12 protein-coding genes are annotated in these 16662 nt (G+C 65.0%); 7 read left to right on the top strand and 5 right to left on the bottom strand.

Annotation, left to right across the window (positions count from 1 at the left end; genetic code table 11):
* Window positions 1-103: 103 nt before the first annotated feature.
* Window positions 104-754 (bottom strand): regulatory protein RecX, encoded by a 651-nt coding sequence (locus tag ABDW49_RS09350; RefSeq protein WP_343611420.1) that lies wholly within the window; start codon window positions 752-754, stop codon window positions 104-106.
* A gap of 196 nt (window positions 755-950) precedes the next feature.
* Between ABDW49_RS09350 and ABDW49_RS09345 the strand changes: the two genes are divergently transcribed.
* The 7 genes from ABDW49_RS09345 (at window position 951) to acs (ending at window position 9520) form a co-directional block, all read left to right on the top strand.
* Window positions 951-2735: a fatty acyl-AMP ligase gene (locus tag ABDW49_RS09345; RefSeq protein ID WP_343611419.1), complete on the top strand. Its 1785-nt coding sequence runs from the start codon at window positions 951-953 to the stop codon at window positions 2733-2735.
* A gap of 226 nt (window positions 2736-2961) precedes the next feature.
* On the top strand, window positions 2962-4110 hold the full coding sequence (locus ABDW49_RS09340; RefSeq protein ID WP_343611417.1) for a polysaccharide pyruvyl transferase family protein: 1149 nt from the start codon (window positions 2962-2964) through the stop codon (window positions 4108-4110).
* Window positions 4111-4191: 81 nt separating this feature from the next.
* Window positions 4192-5397 carry a toxic anion resistance protein gene (locus ABDW49_RS09335; RefSeq protein WP_343611415.1) on the top strand — a complete coding sequence of 402 codons (1206 nt, stop codon included), beginning with the start codon at window positions 4192-4194 and terminating at the stop codon, window positions 5395-5397.
* A 3-nt stretch (window positions 5398-5400) separates the two neighbouring features.
* Window positions 5401-6138, top strand: a complete 738-nt coding sequence (locus ABDW49_RS09330) for a hypothetical protein (RefSeq protein ID WP_343611413.1) — start codon at window positions 5401-5403, stop codon at window positions 6136-6138.
* 156 nt (window positions 6139-6294) lie between these two features.
* Entirely contained in the window at window positions 6295-6681 is a 387-nt protein-coding gene (locus ABDW49_RS09325; RefSeq protein WP_343611411.1) for a c-type cytochrome, read from the top strand.
* Window positions 6682-6721: 40 nt separating this feature from the next.
* Complete coding sequence (locus ABDW49_RS09320) at window positions 6722-7498, top strand: energy transducer TonB (RefSeq protein WP_343611409.1); 777 nt, start codon at window positions 6722-6724, stop codon at window positions 7496-7498.
* 90 nt (window positions 7499-7588) lie between these two features.
* The gene (acs, locus tag ABDW49_RS09315) at window positions 7589-9520 is read left to right on the top strand and encodes an acetate--CoA ligase (protein WP_343614217.1); all 1932 of its coding nucleotides are present in this window, start codon (window positions 7589-7591) and stop codon (window positions 9518-9520) included.
* A gap of 54 nt (window positions 9521-9574) precedes the next feature.
* Here the strand turns inward: acs and ABDW49_RS09310 are convergent, their stop codons facing one another.
* The 4 genes from ABDW49_RS09310 to ABDW49_RS09295 all read right to left on the bottom strand — a co-directional run bounded on the left by ABDW49_RS09310 (window position 9575) and on the right by ABDW49_RS09295 (window position 16414).
* Window positions 9575-10336, bottom strand: a complete 762-nt coding sequence (locus tag ABDW49_RS09310; protein WP_343611407.1) for a helix-turn-helix transcriptional regulator — start codon at window positions 10334-10336, stop codon at window positions 9575-9577.
* A gap of 144 nt (window positions 10337-10480) precedes the next feature.
* The gene (locus tag ABDW49_RS09305) at window positions 10481-11932 is read right to left on the bottom strand and encodes an efflux transporter outer membrane subunit (protein ID WP_343611405.1); all 1452 of its coding nucleotides are present in this window, start codon (window positions 11930-11932) and stop codon (window positions 10481-10483) included.
* Window positions 11932-15108 (bottom strand): CusA/CzcA family heavy metal efflux RND transporter, encoded by a 3177-nt coding sequence (locus tag ABDW49_RS09300; RefSeq protein WP_343611403.1) that lies wholly within the window; start codon window positions 15106-15108, stop codon window positions 11932-11934. Before ABDW49_RS09300 ends, ABDW49_RS09305 begins: the two co-directional genes overlap by 1 nt.
* Before the next feature lie 7 nt (window positions 15109-15115).
* Window positions 15116-16414, bottom strand: coding sequence for an efflux RND transporter periplasmic adaptor subunit (locus tag ABDW49_RS09295; protein WP_343611401.1), 1299 nt, complete (start codon window positions 16412-16414; stop codon window positions 15116-15118).
* Window positions 16415-16662 lie beyond the last annotated feature (248 nt).

Here is a 16662-nt window from a genome sequence, read left to right as displayed (position 1 = left end):
CATCCTTCAAAAGACAAAGCCAGGCCAAAGCCAAGCATTACGCCTGCCGCCTAGCGGAGGAAAGGGGGCAAGGGCAATAGGCGATAAGGCGAAAGAGGCAGGATCAGTCCCAAAATCCGCCCGACGGCGTTTCTCCGGCCTCCGCCACCCAGCTTTCCGCCTCTTCCGGCGAGGTCTGGGCCAGCAGGGCGCGGGCCACACCCATGGCGTGCCCGGCGCGCAGCAGGCTGGCCATCTGCTTTTCGCGCAGGGCCGGATCGAGCCTCTCGCCCTCGCCCAGCCCGCGCGTGAAAGGCCCCAGCCCCTTGCGCCGGGCGAGCGCGAAAACCGCGCGGCGGGCGGCACCTTCGTCGGGGGCATGATCCGAGCGGATCGCCTCGCTGATCCCCGCCGCATTCAGATCCTGGGCGATGCGCCTTGCCCCATAACCCCGGCGCAGCAGGCTGGTGGACCGCATCCGCGCGAAACCGGCATCATCGACATAGCCAAGCTCCGCAAAGCGCGCGAGCAGCGCCGCGATGGCCTCGCGCCCGTCCCCCTCGCCGTCCCAGCCGCGCTCCTGCAGCTTGCGGGCCAGATAGGCTTCCAGCTTGCCCGCGCTGGTGGCGAAGCGCGCGACATAGGCCAGCGCCATCTCCTCCAGCCGCGCGGGGGCCAGCGGGCGCGGGGCCTTGCGCTCCTTGCGATCACGGGATGGGCGCCCACGGGATGGTAAATCGTCCTGGCTGTCCATATCTGCCTTATTGTCCATCATGCGGCCTTAATCGTGCCACAGTCGCGCCGCAAAGGGGAGCCTGCCGCTGCCCCTGCAAGGTGGTGAACAGACAGTTTTTGAACCCGGCCTTCCGTCTCTCGCGGCCGAATCAGCCGGATACACACGGAGGCGCCTCCCCTAAAGCGCCCCGCCGGAGGATGCGAGAGGAGGGCCGAGACCGATGGACCCGAGACCCATGAGCGAAGTGTCGCAAACAAACGTGCTTGAACGCAGCGAAACCATTCTGCAGCCCACGCCCAACGCGTGTTCGGTGCCCCGTCGTCTGGGCACCTTCGGCACTTTTGGCGAGGCGCTGGACTATGCCGCCAGCGGCAGCCGGGGCATGAATTTCCACGATCCGCGCGGCAATCTGACGCGCCCCTATCCTTTCTCGGAACTACGCAAGGACGCGCTGGGCGTCGCCTATCGCCTGATCGCGCGCGGCGTGAAGAAGGGCGACCGCATCGCCCTGGTGGCCGAGACCGGCCCGCAATTCGCCGCCCTGTTCTGCGGCGCGGTCTATGCCGGCGCCTGGCCGGTGCCGCTGCCCCTGCCCACCAGCTTTGGCGGCAAGGACAATTACATCGACCAGCTCGCCGTTCAGCTTCGCAGCTCGGACCCGTCGCTGTTCTTCTATCCGCCCGAGATCGCCGCGATGGGCGATGCCGCCACCGCCGCCCATAACGATGCCAATGGCGCTGCCTGCCTCGGCCTTGGCTGGGACGTGCTCTATGGCGAGCCTGTCGTCCCCGCCGATCTGCCCGCCGTGTCGGGCGATGACATCTGCTATCTGCAATATTCCAGCGGCTCGACGCGCTTCCCGCATGGCGTGGCCGTGACGCATGCCTCGCTGCTCAACAATCTGGCCGGCCATGGCGAGGCGATGAGCCTGATCGAGAGCGATCGCTGCATCAGCTGGCTGCCCTGGTATCACGACATGGGTCTGGTCGGCTGCTTCCTGTCGATCATCGCCAATCAGGTGTCGACCGACTATCTGCGCACCGAGGATTTCGCCCGTCGTCCCCTCGCCTGGCTCGACATGATCAGCCGCAACGAGGGCACCTCGATCAGCTATTCGCCCACCTTCGGCTATGACATCTGCGCCCGCCGCATTTCCAGCCAGACCCATGTGGACGAGCGTTTCGACCTGCACCGCTGGCGTCTGGCCGGCAATGGCGCCGACATGATCCGCCCGGACGTGATGCAGGGCTTCGTCAACGCCTTTGCCCCCGCCGGTTTCAAGGCCAGCGCCTTCCTGCCCTCCTATGGTCTGGCCGAGGCGACGCTGTCGGTCACCATCATGCCGCCGGGCGAAGGCATCCGCGTCGAGCTGGTCGAGGAAGAGCGCCTGTCGGGCACGCCGCGCGATCTCTCGCGTCCGGCCCGCTATCGCGCCATCGTCAATTGCGGCAAGCCGGTGAAGGACATGGTCGTCGAAATCCGCGACGGCGTCGGCCACATTCAGGCCGACCATCACATCGGCAAGGTGTGGTGCAAGGGCCCCAGCGTCATGCACTCCTATTTCCGTGATCCCGAAGCGACCGAGGCCTGCATGGTCGACGGCTGGCTGGACACCGGCGACATGGGCTACATGGTGGATGGCTATCTGTTCATCGTGGGCCGCGCCAAGGACATGATCATCATCAACGGCAAGAACCACTGGCCGCAGGACATCGAATGGGCCGTGGAACAGCTTCCCGGCTTCCATCAGGGCGACATCGCCGCCTTCAGCCTTGAGACCGCCGCTGGCGAGGAAACCGCCGCCGTGCTGGTGCACTGCCGCGTCTCCGACCCCGAAGAGCGCGTCAAGCTGAAGAATGCCGTGGCCGAGAAGGTCCGCTCGATCCTGGGCCATCCGGCCGTGGTCGAGCTGGTGCCGCCGCGCACGCTGCCCCGCACCTCCTCGGGCAAGCTGAGCCGCGCCAAGGCCAAGAAGCTGTATCTCTCCGGCGAGATCGAGCCGTTCCAGCTGGCGGCATGATCGCGCCCCGCTGAGAACAGGCTTGTGGAACGGCCCGGTGCGACTGTCGCACCGGGCCGTTTTGCTGTCTGGGCTTCGGGCATCCATATCCGGAATGGAGGGGATGAGGCCCGGATTGCGGACAATGCGCTGAATTGCCTTCGTAACGGTTGCTTCCTCGCCTTGGCGGATGAGGATGCGCTGCGCATGCTCGGCTCCGATGGTTCCCACCATAAAGGATGCGACCTTGAGCAAGCGCCCCCTGCTGATCTTTTGCGATACGCTGGTCAATCTGGGCGATCTGGCCCTGCTGGCCCAGAGCGTGGCGGCGGGGCGAAGCCAGGGACGGCAGGTCTATGTTCGCCAATGGGCGCCTCCGCCGCCCGTGATCGCCCGACAGGTCGAGGCTCTCGGGGCCACCATCGTCTCGGAACGCGAGCTGGCGGCCCTGCTGCGTCTGGCCCCACGCTGCGATGCGGTGATCGGTGGCGGGCAGATGGTGCGGGGCAATGTCTCGCTGCCCAGCCTGATCGCCATGATCTGGACCCTGATGCTGGTCAGGCTGGGCGGCGGCAGGGTGTCGGGATGGGGCATGGGCGTCGGGCCGGTGCGCGGGCGGCTGACGCGCAGCCTGTGGCGTCTGGTGTTCAGGCCGGGCGAGCGGATTGCCGTGCGCGATGCGCGCTCGCTGGATCACGCAAGGCGGCTGTTTCCGGCACGCACGGTGGTGCAGAGCGCCGATATGGCCTTTCTGCCGGGCACTCTGCACCGCAGCCTCACCGCGCCGGACAGCGAGCGCACCACCGTCCTGATCGCTCCCTGCATCGAAGGCAGCGAGGGCCGCTCGATCGATGGCGACGGCTTTCCCACCCTGCTGGCCTGCGTGCGGCAACAGATGCCCAAGGCGCCGCTGGTGCTGGCCTGCCATGACCCCAGACCCGAGGTCGATGGCGGGGCCGCCGACTGGCTGATCGCCTATTACGACCTCAACGATGCCCAGAAGCTGGACGACAGCCAGCTTTCCACCCTCTGCGAAGCCTATCGCCATGCCATGCTGACCATCACCAACCGGCTCCATGCCAGCATCTTCACCCTTTTGTCGGACGGAGCCTTGCTGGTGGTGGATGATGGATCGGACAAGATGCGCGCGCTGTGCCGCGATTTTGGCATTCCCTCGATCCGCATCAGCGGGCCGCCCGATGCCGCAGTCATCGCCAAAACCCTGACGGCGGCGCTGAATTTCGACCGCAAGGCCCGGAAAAAGGCCATGGTCCGTATCGCGCGGCGGGCTCAGGGCAATCTGCTGGCACTGGGTGGGCATGCCGGCACGCAACCGCTCGACAGATCTGGTCTGGTCGCGGCGCAAAGCCCGTCTGCCGCGCGCCAAGCGCCTTAGTCTCGCAATACAGCTTGCAGTCAGCGGCTTGATGCCCCACATCATAAGGCCATTCATGTCGTTGACGAAAAGCAGGTGCCCATGGCCTCCACGCCCACGCAACTCGATGCTCCCACCATCACGCTGACGCCGCCCGATCCGGTGCCGGTGGTCGCGCCCGCACAAGCCGCCGGGCTTGTGCCGCTGTCGAACGAGCAGACCAGCAAGCTGGACCAGAAAGTCGATGCCTTTGTCGCCGATCTGGTGGCGCAGGATTCGGCCAGCCCGGAATTCGGCAAGCGCGTCGACCAGCTCACTTCCATGGGCCGCAAGGAGATCGCGGCCGCCGCCGGCCTGTCCAACCGCTTCCTCGACCGGCCCATCCGCGCCATGGACAAGGACAGCGGCGTGGGCGCCAATCTGCTCGAACTGCGCAAGACGGTCGAGGATCTCGATCCGGGCAAATCGGGCATCATGGGGAAGCCGCGCAAGCTGCTGGGGATCATCCCCTTCGGCGGCAGTGTGAAGAAATATTTCGACGGCTATGTCTCGGCGCAGAGCCATATCAAGGCCGTGCTGGACAAGCTCTCCAGCGGCAAGGACGAGCTGCTGATGGACAATGCCGCCATCGATGTGGAGCGCGGCAAGCTGTGGGAGGCGATGGGCAGCCTCGAACAGATGATCCATATCTCCAAGAAGCTGGACGAGAAGATCGAGGACAAGGCGAACGATCTGGACGCCACCGATCCCGCCAAGGCCAAGGCCCTGCGCGAATCGGCACTGTTCTACACCCGCCAGCGCACGCAGGATCTGCTGACGCAGATGGCGGTGACGGTGCAGGGCTATCTGGCGCTCGATCTGGTCAAGAAGAACAATGTCGAGCTGATCAAGGGCGTCGAGCGCGCCAGCACCACCACCGTGGGCGCGCTGCGCACCGCCGTGACCGTGGCGCAGGCCATGACCAACCAGCGGCTGGTGCTGGGGCAGATCACCGCGCTCAACACCACCACCGCCAACATCATCGATTCGACCAGCGCCCTGCTGAAGGACCAGACCAGCAAAATCCACGAGCAGGCCGCCAGCAGCACCATCCCGGTCGAGACGCTGCAGCGCGCCTTCCAGAACATCTATGACACGATGGACACGATCGACACCTTCAAGCTGAAGGCGCTCGATTCGATGAAGCAGACGGTCAACACGCTCTCGGGCGAGGTCGAGAAATCGCGCGCCTATATCGCCCGCGCTCAGGGCACGGCCCAGGCGCAGGTGGCGCATGACACGCCCAACCTGCTCTCGCTGGAAGGCTGAGCCATGGCGGATTCAGCCCGCGATTCCGATGCGATCCTGGCCGCCGCGCGTTCGACGTTGAACCAGCAGCGCGCCGGTGGCCGCCGCGTGCAAGGTGCCATCGGCCAGCGCTCGGCAGCGATCCGGCGTGAGGCGCAGTGGCGCCAGTTGCGCAAGATCATGGTGGCGCTGATTGCCGGTCTGGCGCTGATCGGCATGGGGTCGTTTATCCTCCACGCCATCAGCACCATTCTGGTGGTGGTTGTGCTGGCGCTAATCGCCGTGGCGGTGCTGGCCCTGGGGCGCCAAACCGCGGTGAAGATCCCCAAGCTGGACGATCTGCGCAAGGCCCCCGCCAAGACGCTGGTGGGCAACACGCAGCTCTGGCTGGAGGCGCAGCGCCCCGCCCTGCCCGCGCCTGCACTGAACCTGGTCGGCCAGATCGGCGGGCAGTTGGATCTGCTCGGCACGCAACTCGACAAGCTGGATGAAAGCACGCCCGCCGTGGCGCAGGTGCGTACGCTGGTCGGCCAGAACCTGCCCGATCTGGTGAATGCCTACACCGCTATCCCTCAGCCTCTGCGCTCGCAAAAGCAGGGCGATGCTTCGCCTGACGAGCAGCTTGCCGCCAGCCTTGGGCGGATCAGCACCGAGATCGACAGCGTGACCCGGCAGTTGGCGGAGGGCTCGATCGACAACCTCGCCATTCAGACGCGGTTTCTGGATTACAAATACGGCGGGGATGAGGTTTCCAAGGAATAGAGGGCATCGGTCTTTCCGATTCTTACGCGAAGAACAGTCCTGCATGTGCATGCCCAACATTCGCATACGTAATAGCCGGTTGATCCGTAGCGCCCCCTTGTGACAAGCCGGGCAGGACATGGCGGAAAACTATCCGCATGATTCGGAGAGATTAGCATGGTTCTGCGTTCAGCCGTTGTGGGTGGGTTTATTGCGGCCGCCCTGTCCTTCAGCCTGCCGGCCTACGCCGCGGGCGATGCTCAGGCGGGTGCGGCGCTGGTGAAGGCCCGCTGCCAGATGTGCCATGTGCTGAACAAGGGGCAGAAGTCCACCGCTCTGGCGCCCAATCTGAACGGTGTGATCGGGCGCAAGGCCGGTTCGACCAGCGATTTCGCGCTCTATTCGCCCGCGCTGAAGGCTTCGAACATCGTCTGGACCCCGGCCAAGGTCGATACCTTCCTGCAGGCGCCGGGCAAGATGGTGCCGGGCACCAAGATGGTGATCAGCGTGGCCGATGCGAAGGACCGCGCCAACATCGTCGCCTTCCTGGCCGGCAACAAGTAATTAACCAAAGGCTCATCCCCTCCGTGCTAGAAGCCGGGGGATGAGCCTGAAGGTCGATCCTGCCCCGCATGATCCGGGCCATTGGCACGGAGCCGGTGGCTGGCAAGCGCGCGCCGGCAGTGCCGCGCTGGCCTTTGTGGTGCAGGCTCTGGTGCTGGCGGTCCTGCTGCTGGGCCTGAGCCCGGCAGCTCGACAAGCCGTCAGGCAGAATGCGCTGGCGGCTTTTGTGGTGGACGATACGCCTCCCCCGCCACCGCCCTCCCCAACAAAGGCACCGCTTCATGCGGCCCCGCAAGCTGCGGCCTTGAGCGGCGCGGCGGGTGCCCATGCCGTGCCTCGCGCGGTGATCGCACCTGTCCCCCTTGTTCCTCTGGTCCGCCCGCCGGCGCCTCAGGTGGCGGCCTCGGGTTCTGCCGACACCTCGGGCATGCGCGATGCCGGGTCAGGCACGGGTGCTGGCGCAACCGGCACGGGCGGCGGCAATGGTGCCAGCGGCACCGGTCAGGGCGGAGGCGGCGGATCGGCGCTGGTGCAGATCTCGGGCAACATCGACTCGGCAAAGGACTACCCCCGATCGGGCCGGGACGCGCGCATCGGCCACAGCGCGCTGATCGTCTTCACCGTGGGCACCGATGGCCGCGCGCATGACTGCCATGTGCGCGAAAGTTCGGGCGATGCCGACAGCGATGCCATCACCTGCAAACTGGCTCAGGAACGCTTCCGTTTCCGCCCCGCAACCGATGCCTCGGGCCGCCCTGTCGAGCAGGTGCATGGCTGGCGGCAATCGTGGTTTTACGGCGCCGCTCCAAAACCTTGATCCCCCTTGACGCGGGCGTTGCAACCGCGAAGACTGCCCCCCGCCGGTTGACGGACCTTTCCAACCGGCACGTATAAGTATGGGAGCCTGATCGTGTCCACCACCTACCCCGTGCCCGCCGAATGGGCGGCGCGCGCCTTGATCTCGGCGGAAGCCTATGCCGACAAATACCGCCAGTCGATCGAGGAGCCCGAGGCTTTCTGGCGGCAGGAAACCGCAAGGCTGGACTGGATCAAGCCCTGGACGCAGCTCAACACCTCCAGCTTCGATGAGGCCGATTTCGGCATCGGCTGGTTTACCGACGGCACGCTGAATGTTTCGGCCAACTGCCTCGACCGCCATCTGGCCGAGCGCGGCGAGCAGACCGCGATCATCTGGGAAGGCGACGACCCCAGCCAGACCGTCCGCCTGACCTATGCGCAGCTTCATGCCGAGGTGAACCGCTTCGCCAATGTGCTCAAAAAGCTGGGTGCCAAGCGGGGTGACCGCATCACCATCTACCTGCCGATGATCCCCGAGGCGGCCATTGCCATGCTGGCCTGCACGCGCATCGGCGCCATTCACTCGATCGTTTTTGCCGGTTTCAGCCCCGATGCTCTGGCCGGGCGCATTCTCGATTGCGGCTCTCGCCTCGTGATCACCGCCGATGGCGGCAATCGCGGGGGCAAGCTGGTTCCCCTGAAGGACAATGTCGACAAGGCGCTGGAGCAGTGCCCGGATGTCAGCGCGGTGCTGGTGGTCGATCACGCCCAGAACCCGGTGAAGATCGTCGAAGGCCGCGACGTCTGGTGGCTGGATGAGCGCGATGGCGTCGCCGCCGACTGCCCGCCCGAGGAAATGGGCGCGGAAGATCCGCTGTTTATCCTCTACACCTCAGGCTCCACCGGCAAGCCCAAGGGCGTGATGCACACCACCGGCGGCTATCTGACCTGGGCCGCGATGACGCATGAGTATGTCTTCGACACGCGCCCCGGCGATATCTACTGGTGCGCCGCCGATGTGGGCTGGGTGACGGGGCACTCCTACCTCGTCTATGGCCCGCTGGCCAATGGCGTCACCACCGTGATGTTCGAGGGCGTGCCCAACTACCCCGATTTCAGCCGCTTCTGGCAGATCGTCGACCGTTATCAGGTCACCGCTTTCTATGGCGCGCCCACCGCTCTGCGCGCGCTGATGCGCGAGGGCGACGAATGGGTGAAGAAAACCAGCCGCACAAGCTTGCGCATTCTGGGCAGCGTGGGCGAGCCGATCAACCCCGAGGCCTGGGAATGGTACTATCACGTCGTGGGTGAAGGCCGCTGCCCCATCGTCGACACCTGGTGGCAGACCGAAACCGGCGGCCATATGATCACGCCTCTGCCGGGCGCAACACCGCTCAAGCCCGGCAGCGCGAGCTGGCCGATCTTCGGCGTGGTGCCCCAGATCGTGGACGCCGATGGCACGGTGCTGGAGGGCGCCACCGAGGGCAACCTCGTGATCGCGCAGAGCTGGCCGGGGCAGATGCGCAGCGTCTGGGGCGATCATGAGCGCTTCTTCCAGACCTATTTCACCACCTATCGCGGCAAATATTTCACCGGCGACGGCTGCCGCCGCGACGAGGATGGCTATTACTGGATCACCGGCCGTGTGGATGACGTGATCAACGTCTCGGGCCACCGCATGGGCACCGCCGAGGTGGAGAGCGCTCTGGTGGCGCACACCAAGGTGGCCGAGGCGGCGGTCGTGGGCATGCCGCATGAGATCAAGGGACAGGGCATCTATGCCTATGTCACGCTGAACGCGGGCGTCGATGGCGATGAGGCCACTCGCAAAGCCTTGATCGCATGGGTCCGTCAGGAAATCGGGCCGATCGCGACGCCCGATGTGATCCACTTCGCGCCGGGCCTGCCCAAGACGCGCTCGGGCAAGATCATGCGGCGGATTTTGCGCAAGATCGCCGAGGGGGATACGTCGAATTTGGGCGATATATCGACCCTGGCTGATCCCGGCGTGGTCGACCATCTGATCAAGACCAAGGTTTGACCATAAGGGGGAAGGCGCGAGCATGTAACATAGCCGCGCCTTCCCCTTCCGTTTTCAAAGGCGCTCGATCTTCTGGGTCGCCTCATCGATGATCTTGGCGATTTCGAAGCCAAGCTGGCTCTCGGCGCCCTCGCGGCCCAGACGCTCCATCAGAGCAGCCTTCATATTATGGACCGCGCGGCGCACCGGGGCACTGTCGGTACGGCTCGAGGCCTCGCCCAGCTTGGCGAGACGGGCGAAGAGCGCCTCGATGGTCTCCTTGTTGGTTTCGACCTCGGCGCGACCGGCTTCGGTGGGCACCCATTGGCGCTTTGAGCCGGTGCCGCCCTCGGCATGCTCGATCATCTCTTCATCCTCCAGCAGCGAGAGCAGCGGATAGAGCACGCCGGGGCTGGGCGTATAGGCATCATTGCTGCGCTCGGCAAAGAGACGCTTGAGCTGGTAGCCATGCTCGGGCTTTTCGACCAGCAGGGCCAGCAGCATCAGCCGCAGCTCATCGCCGGTGAACATCTTGCCGCGACGACCGCGTCCGAAGCCATCGCCCCGGCCACCGCCAAAGGGGCCACCACCCCCGAAACCGCCGCCGCCGAAACCGCCCCCGAAGGGACCGCCAAAGCCGCGCCCGAAGCCTTCGCCATCGGGGCCGTCGAAGCCGCCGCCAAAACGGCTGGCGAAACGATCGCCGAAGCCGCGCTCCATCATCATATGCATCATGCGGGCGGCCCGGCCATGGCGCTCACCATGGCCATGTCGTTCGCCCCGGTGCTCGTGCCTTTCACCCTCGCCGCAGCGGCGTCCATGAAAGTGTCGCATCATTCTTTCTCCTGTGAGTCTTGTCATGAGGAGAAGATACGCATCACTCACGATCTTTCAAGATATATCTTGAAAGATTTTCAAGGCACGAGAAAGGCGGCGCGGAGATGATCCCCACGCCGCCTGTTCCGTTACGCCAAGCGCCTGTTATTCGGCGGAAACGCCTCCACCCAGCGCCTGATAGAGCGCCACCGTATCAGCAAAGCGGCTGCTGCGCGCCACCACCAGAGCCGCCGCCGCCTGAGCCCGCGCGCTCTGCGCATTGAGCAGATCGAGCGTGCCCACCCCGCCCAGCTCAAGCTGGCGACGGGTGAAAGTGAGCTGGCGCGAAGCGGCATCATCAGCACGCGAAGCGGCATCCAAAGCCCGCCCATCGCCCGACAAGCCAGCCAGCGCATCCGACACATCGACAAAGGCCTGCAGCACGCTGGCACGATATTGCGCCTTGGACTGGTCGAAGGCCGCCTTGGCCGCGCGCTGCTGGTTGAGCAATTGCCCGCCATGGAAGATCGGCTGGGCGGCATTGCCGATCAGCGTCCAGAACAGATTGCCGCCCGCGAACATCTGCGAGAAGGTCTCCCCCTGCCCGCCGACATTGGCCGCCAGACTGAGCGCGGGCAGACGCGCCGCAATCGCGCTGCCTACATCGGCCGCCGCACCCTGCATCGCGGCCTGAGCCGCGCGCACATCGGGCCGCTCCGCCACCAGCACCGAGGGCACCGAGACCGGCAGATCGGCAGGCAGATGCAGCTCCGACAGCTTGGGCAAAGTCGGCAAAGCCGTGCCCGGCGCCACGCCCAACAGCGCCGCGATCAGCGCCTGCTGATGAAGCTGGCTGCGTTCCAGCGCCGGCAAAGCCGTTTCCGCCGTCGCCAACTGCGTTTCCTGAACCGCAATGTCCGAAGCGCCCACCGCGCCCAGCGCCTGCCGCTTCTTCAGCAGATCAAGCACGCCACGCGCCGAGGCAATCGCCTCACGCTGCGCCGCGACCTGATCGGCCAAAGCCGCCTGCTGCACCACCGCCAGCACCAGATTGGCAACCACGGTGGTTTTCGCGGCCCGCGTCCGCCACGCCTGAGCAGCGGCGGCGGCACGGGCGGATTTCACCTTGCTGGCCACCCCGCCGAACACGTCGAGCGGGAAGGTCACCGAGGCGGTTGCCGTATGCAGCGTGTAGAGCGTCTGGTTCGGATCAGCCAAGGGCGGCGAGATCACATTCGAAACCTGCGCGCGCTGCGCATTGTAGCCGACATCGACCTGAGGCAGGCGATCGCCCGCCGCAGCGCCAGCCAGAGCCCTGGCCTGACGCAGCGCCGCATCCGCTGCGGCCAGATCATTGTTGGCCTTCAGCGCCTGATCGACCAGCGCATCCAGATCGGCATTGCCGAAGCCCTTCCACCATTGCGTGGGCACCTTGGCGCCCTGGGTGAAGTGCTGAGGCTCGCCGCTCACTGGATCGACCGGCAGGATCTCGGCATTGCCGGCCCCGGTGGGGGCCAGCGAGACCGGCGTTTCAGCCTTGGGCCCCAGCGAGGTGCAAGCGGCCACAGCCCCCAGAGTCAAAGCCATTGGGGGCATCAGAAGGAAAAGACGTTTCATCACGCGCCCTCCCCCTGCGCTTCGATGGAGTGGTGCGGATCGCTGCCATGAGCGCCGCGATCATTGGGGCCAACGTGACGGCTGAACTTCTCGACCAGCACGGGCAGCACCAGCAGGATCAGGATGGGGGCCAGCGTCATGCCGCCCACCACCACCAGCGCCAGCGGCTTCTGCACCTGAGAGCCGATGCCCGTGGCAACGGCGGCAGGCAGCAGGCCGATGGCGGCGACCAGACAGGTCATCACCACCGGACGCAGGCAGTTGCTAACGATCACATGGCGCGCCTCGCTCCGGCTGGAGCCTTCGTTCAGCGCCTGGTTGAAGGTCGTCACCACCAGGATGCCGTCCATCACCGCGATGCCGAACAGCGCCACGAAACCGATCGCCGCCGAGATCGAGAAGGCCGTGCCCGTCAGCGCCAGCGCCATCACGCCGCCGATGATCGCCATGGGGATCACGCTGAAGGCCAGCATCGAATCGCGGAACGACCGGAAGTTGGCCATCAGCAGCCCGAAGATCAGCAGCAGGCTGATCGGTACCACGATCTCCAGACGATGGACGGCGTTGGTCAGATTGCCCATCTCACCCGCCCATTCCAGGTGATAGCCCGGCGGCAGGATCACGTTCTTCTGGATGCGGGCCTGAGCCTCGCCCACCGCGCTGCCAAGATCGCGGTTGCGCACCGAGAACTTGATGGGAACGTAACGCTCCTGATGCTCGCGATAGATGAAGCTGGCGCCGGTGGTCAGCTTGATGTCGGCCAGTTCGGACAGCGGCACCTGCATCATCCCGCCATTGGGATTGGTGACGCCCACCGGGATGCGACGGATCGCTTCCAGACTGTCACGCTGTTCGGCCTTCAGGCGGACCATGATCGAGAAGTGGCGGTCGGTGCCCTTCTCATAGAGGTCGCCCGGAGACTGGCCACCGATAGCGGCCTGCACCACGGCATTGATGTCGTCAGGCAGGATGCCGTAGCGGCTGGCCTTCACCCGGTCGATGTCGATGCGCACGGTGGGCTGGCCCAGCGACTGGAACACGCCCAGATCGGTGATGCCCTGCACCTTCTGCATCTCGGCCTTCAGCTTGTCGCCAAGCTGGACCAGCGTCGCCAGATCGGGCCCGAAGATCTTGACCGAATTGGCCCCCTTCACGCCCGAGGCGGCTTCCTCGACGTTATCCTCGATATACTGGCTGAAGTTGAACTCGATGCCGGGGAAGCGCTTTTGCAGATCAGCGTTCATCTGCTGAGTCAGCTCTTCCTTGGTGATGCCGCCGGGCCATTCCTTGGCAGGCTTCAACGGCACGAAGAATTCGGCGTTGAAGAATCCGGTGGCATCGGTGCCGTCATCCGGACGCCCCTGCGCCGAGAGCACGCTTTCGGCCTCGGGATAGGTGGCGATCACCTTGCGGATGGCGTTGACCGTGGGCTGGCCGCCCTCAAGGCTGATCGAGGCGGGCAAGGACGCGCGGATGTACATGTTGCCTTCCTCCAGATGGGGAAGGAACTCCACGCCCAGCGAGCGCATGCCGAACATCGCGATGACGAACAGCAGGCACGCGCCGCCCAAAGTCAGCACGCGATTGGCCAGAGCGAAACGCGCGGCAGGCACATAAAGCCCGCGAATGCGCGCCACCAGCCAGGTGTCGACCTCATCCAGCTCATCGGGCAGCAGCATGGTGGCCAGCACCGGAGCGATGGTGAAGGTGGCGATCAGACCGCCCAGAATGGCATAGGCATAGGTCTTGGCCATGGGGCCGAAGATATGCCCTTCCACACCGGTGAGGGTGAAGAGCGGCAGGAAGCTGGCGATGATGATCGCTGCGGCAAAGAAGATGCCACGCGACACTTCGGACGATGCATGCAGCACCGAGGACAGCCGCGTCGCCAGCGAGAAATGGCCATGGCCAGATTTCACATGTTCTGATCGCTCGACCATATGGCGGAAGATGTTCTCCACCATGATGACCGTGGCATCGACCACCAGACCGAAGTCCAGCGCGCCCACCGACAGCAGGTTCGCGGATTCGCCCTGAAGCACGATGATCAGCACCGCGAAGGACAAAGCGAAGGGGATGGTGATCGCCACAATGATCGCGCTGCGCAGATTGCCCAGAAAGGCCCATTGCAGCACGAAGATCAGGATGATGCCCACCACCATGTTCTCGATCACGGTCGAGGTGGTGTGGTTGATCAGATCCGAGCGGTCATAGATGCGCTCCAGATGGACACCGGGCGGCAATATGCCGCTGGCGTTGATGTCCTCTAACTGCTGCTTGACGGCGGTGATGGTCGGCATCGACTTGGCGCCGCGCTGCATCAGCACCACGCCCTCGACGATGTCGTCCTCCTGACCGTAGCCCGCGATGCCCAGACGCGGCTCATTGCCGATCTCGACCTGCGCCACATCTTTCAGCAGCACGGGCACGCCGCCATTGGTCGTCACCAGCACATTGTTGATCTGCTCGACCGACTGGATCAGGCCCACGCCGCGCACGATGGCGGCCTGGGGACCAAAGTTGATCGTCTGGCCGCCGGCATTCGCGTTCGAATGGCCGATCGCCTGCATCACCTGCGCCACGGTGGCGCCGTGACCGCTCAGCTTGTTGGTATCGACCGTGACCTGATAGCTGCGGATCTTGCCGCCCCAGCCGGTCACATCGATGACGCCGGGAATGGCCTTGAACTTGCGCTCCAGCACCCAGTCCTGCAGCGTCTTCAGGTCCATCACCGAATAGCCCTTGGGGCCAACGACGCGGTAGCGGAAGATTTCACCGATGGGGCTGGTGGGCGAGATGCCCGGCTGGGCCCCGCCCGGCAGCGTGCCCATCTGCGACAGGCGGTTGATCACCTGCTGCTGGGCTTCCTGGAAGGTGTAGTCGTAAGTGAACTGGATCTTCACGTCCGACAGGCCGAACAGCGAAATCGCCCGGATGGTGTTGAGATGCGGAATGCCCGCCATCTGCACCTCAATGGGGATGGTGACGTTGCGCTCCATCTCCTCGGCGGAAAGCCCGGAGGTTTGCGTGACGATCTCCACCATCGGCGGAACGGGGTCGGGATAGGCCTCGATGTTGAGCTGTGAAAAGGCAATGCCGCCCGCCGCCAGCAAGGCGACAAGGAAGCCGATGATCAGCATGCGGTTACGCAGCGACAGGCGGATGATACTGTTCATGGCAGTATCAGTTGTCCAGCCCGGCTTCGTTGACGAAGATCGCCCCGGTGGTGGCCACCACCTCGCCCGCCTTCAGCCCTTCGGTGATGCGCACGCGCCCGCCGCTGCTGTCTGCCACCTGCACCTCGCGCGAGACGAGCCGGCCATTGCCCTGCGAGATCCACACGCGGGCGGCGTCGCCCTCATGGATCACCGCCTGAGCCGGCACCGTTACGCCATCAGGGCGGTTGCCGGTGTTGACGGCATGGCGAATGGTGAAATTGGCGAACATCTGCGGCTTGAGCGCGCGATCAGCGTTCGCGATCGTGGCGCGCACCGGCAGGCGGTGCGTGGTGGGATCGAGTTGCTGGGCCACATTGTCGATGGTGGCATGGAAAACGCGGTTGCCGAGGCCCGGCACCGTCACATCCACGCCGTCGCCCAGATGGACGGCGGAGGCATCGCTCTCAGCCAGTTGCGCCACCAGCCAAACGCGGGCCGGATTGGCGATGGTCAGCACCGGGCTGGAGCCGCCCGACTGCACATACTGCCCGGTCGACACCGCACGCTGCGAGATCACGCCCGCGATGGGCGCGTGGAACACGGTTTCGGCATGGAGCCCGCCAATGTCGCCCGCATGCTGCAGCTTGCCGATTTCCGCGCCGGTCTTGCCGAAGACCACCAGCTTGTCGCGCGCGGCGGCAAGGGCGCTTTCGGCGCTGCGCTGGGCGGCCTGGGCGGCAACGAAGTCGTTCTGCGCCTGCTGATAGTCCTTCAGCGCGCCGCCTGCCGTCTTGTAGACCTGCTCGGCACGGGCGAGGTTGGACTGGGCCAGCTTCAACTGCGCGGTGGCGCTGGCATGCTGGGCCGTGGCGGCAAACAGCGTGTTGCGCGCGTCGACCACATCGCCAGTGCGCACCTTGAGCAGCGGCTGGCCCGGCGTCACCTGAGCGCCCGCCTGCACATACACATCGGTCACCTGCCCGGAGTAAGGCAGGAAGACCGGCGTGGAGAGCGTATCATCCGCCGCGATCTGGCCGGTGGCCTGGGTGCGCTGGTAATCGTCGCCAGCGTCCACGCGTTCAAGCTTCACGCTGGCCATCTGGCTCTGCGAAAGCTGGACCACGCCGGGCGGGAGCGGTGCCGCGGGCTTGTCCTCATGATGAAACAGGGTTTTCCCCAGCATCACCAGTGCCGTGATGGCAGCAACCCCGACACCCGCCAGGACCAGATAACGCACTTGCACCGATTTGGGCAAAGCATGACGCGCATCGACCGAATCATGGCCAACACCATCATGCCCGCCAGACACGTGGTCTGCAGACATTCCAATTCCTATCCCCAAAATCGTCGGGAAGATCCCGACAGATTTTGCCAAAGCCACACTGCCTTATGCGTCAGCCTGATTGAACTCAAGCTTTCCGGTAACGCAGGGGGTCCCCCTGCATCTGGCGGTAACACAAGACAATACGGTGACTGACGGAAGAGAAACCTGTCCTTAAGACCAACCGTGCCAGACATGCGGCAGGGCCATCAAGGCAAAAAACCATATAAAACAGGAAGAAGCAGGGGCAC

This window comes from Novosphingobium sp., from assembly GCF_039595395.1.
Lineage (GTDB): Bacteria > Pseudomonadota > Alphaproteobacteria > Sphingomonadales > Sphingomonadaceae > Novosphingobium.
This window is presented reverse-complemented; position numbering and strand designations above follow the sequence as displayed.

Bases quoted from the DNA above. Each gene is read 5' to 3' on its own strand.
- ABDW49_RS09350 (WP_343611420.1), bottom strand. From the start codon at position 754: ATGATGGACAATAAGGCAGATATGGACAGCCAGGACGATTTACCATCC.
- ABDW49_RS09345 (WP_343611419.1), top strand. From the start codon at position 951: ATGAGCGAAGTGTCGCAAACAAACGTGCTTGAACGCAGCGAAACCATT.
- ABDW49_RS09335 (WP_343611415.1), top strand. From the start codon at position 4,192: ATGGCCTCCACGCCCACGCAACTCGATGCTCCCACCATCACGCTGACG.
- ABDW49_RS09330 (WP_343611413.1), top strand. From the start codon at position 5,401: ATGGCGGATTCAGCCCGCGATTCCGATGCGATCCTGGCCGCCGCGCGT.
- ABDW49_RS09325 (WP_343611411.1), top strand. From the start codon at position 6,295: ATGGTTCTGCGTTCAGCCGTTGTGGGTGGGTTTATTGCGGCCGCCCTG.
- ABDW49_RS09320 (WP_343611409.1), top strand. From the start codon at position 6,722: ATGAGCCTGAAGGTCGATCCTGCCCCGCATGATCCGGGCCATTGGCAC.
- ABDW49_RS09310 (WP_343611407.1), bottom strand. From the start codon at position 10,336: ATGATGCGACACTTTCATGGACGCCGCTGCGGCGAGGGTGAAAGGCAC.
- ABDW49_RS09305 (WP_343611405.1), bottom strand. From the start codon at position 11,932: ATGAAACGTCTTTTCCTTCTGATGCCCCCAATGGCTTTGACTCTGGGG.
- ABDW49_RS09300 (WP_343611403.1), bottom strand. From the start codon at position 15,108: ATGAACAGTATCATCCGCCTGTCGCTGCGTAACCGCATGCTGATCATC.
- ABDW49_RS09295 (WP_343611401.1), bottom strand. From the start codon at position 16,414: ATGTCTGCAGACCACGTGTCTGGCGGGCATGATGGTGTTGGCCATGAT.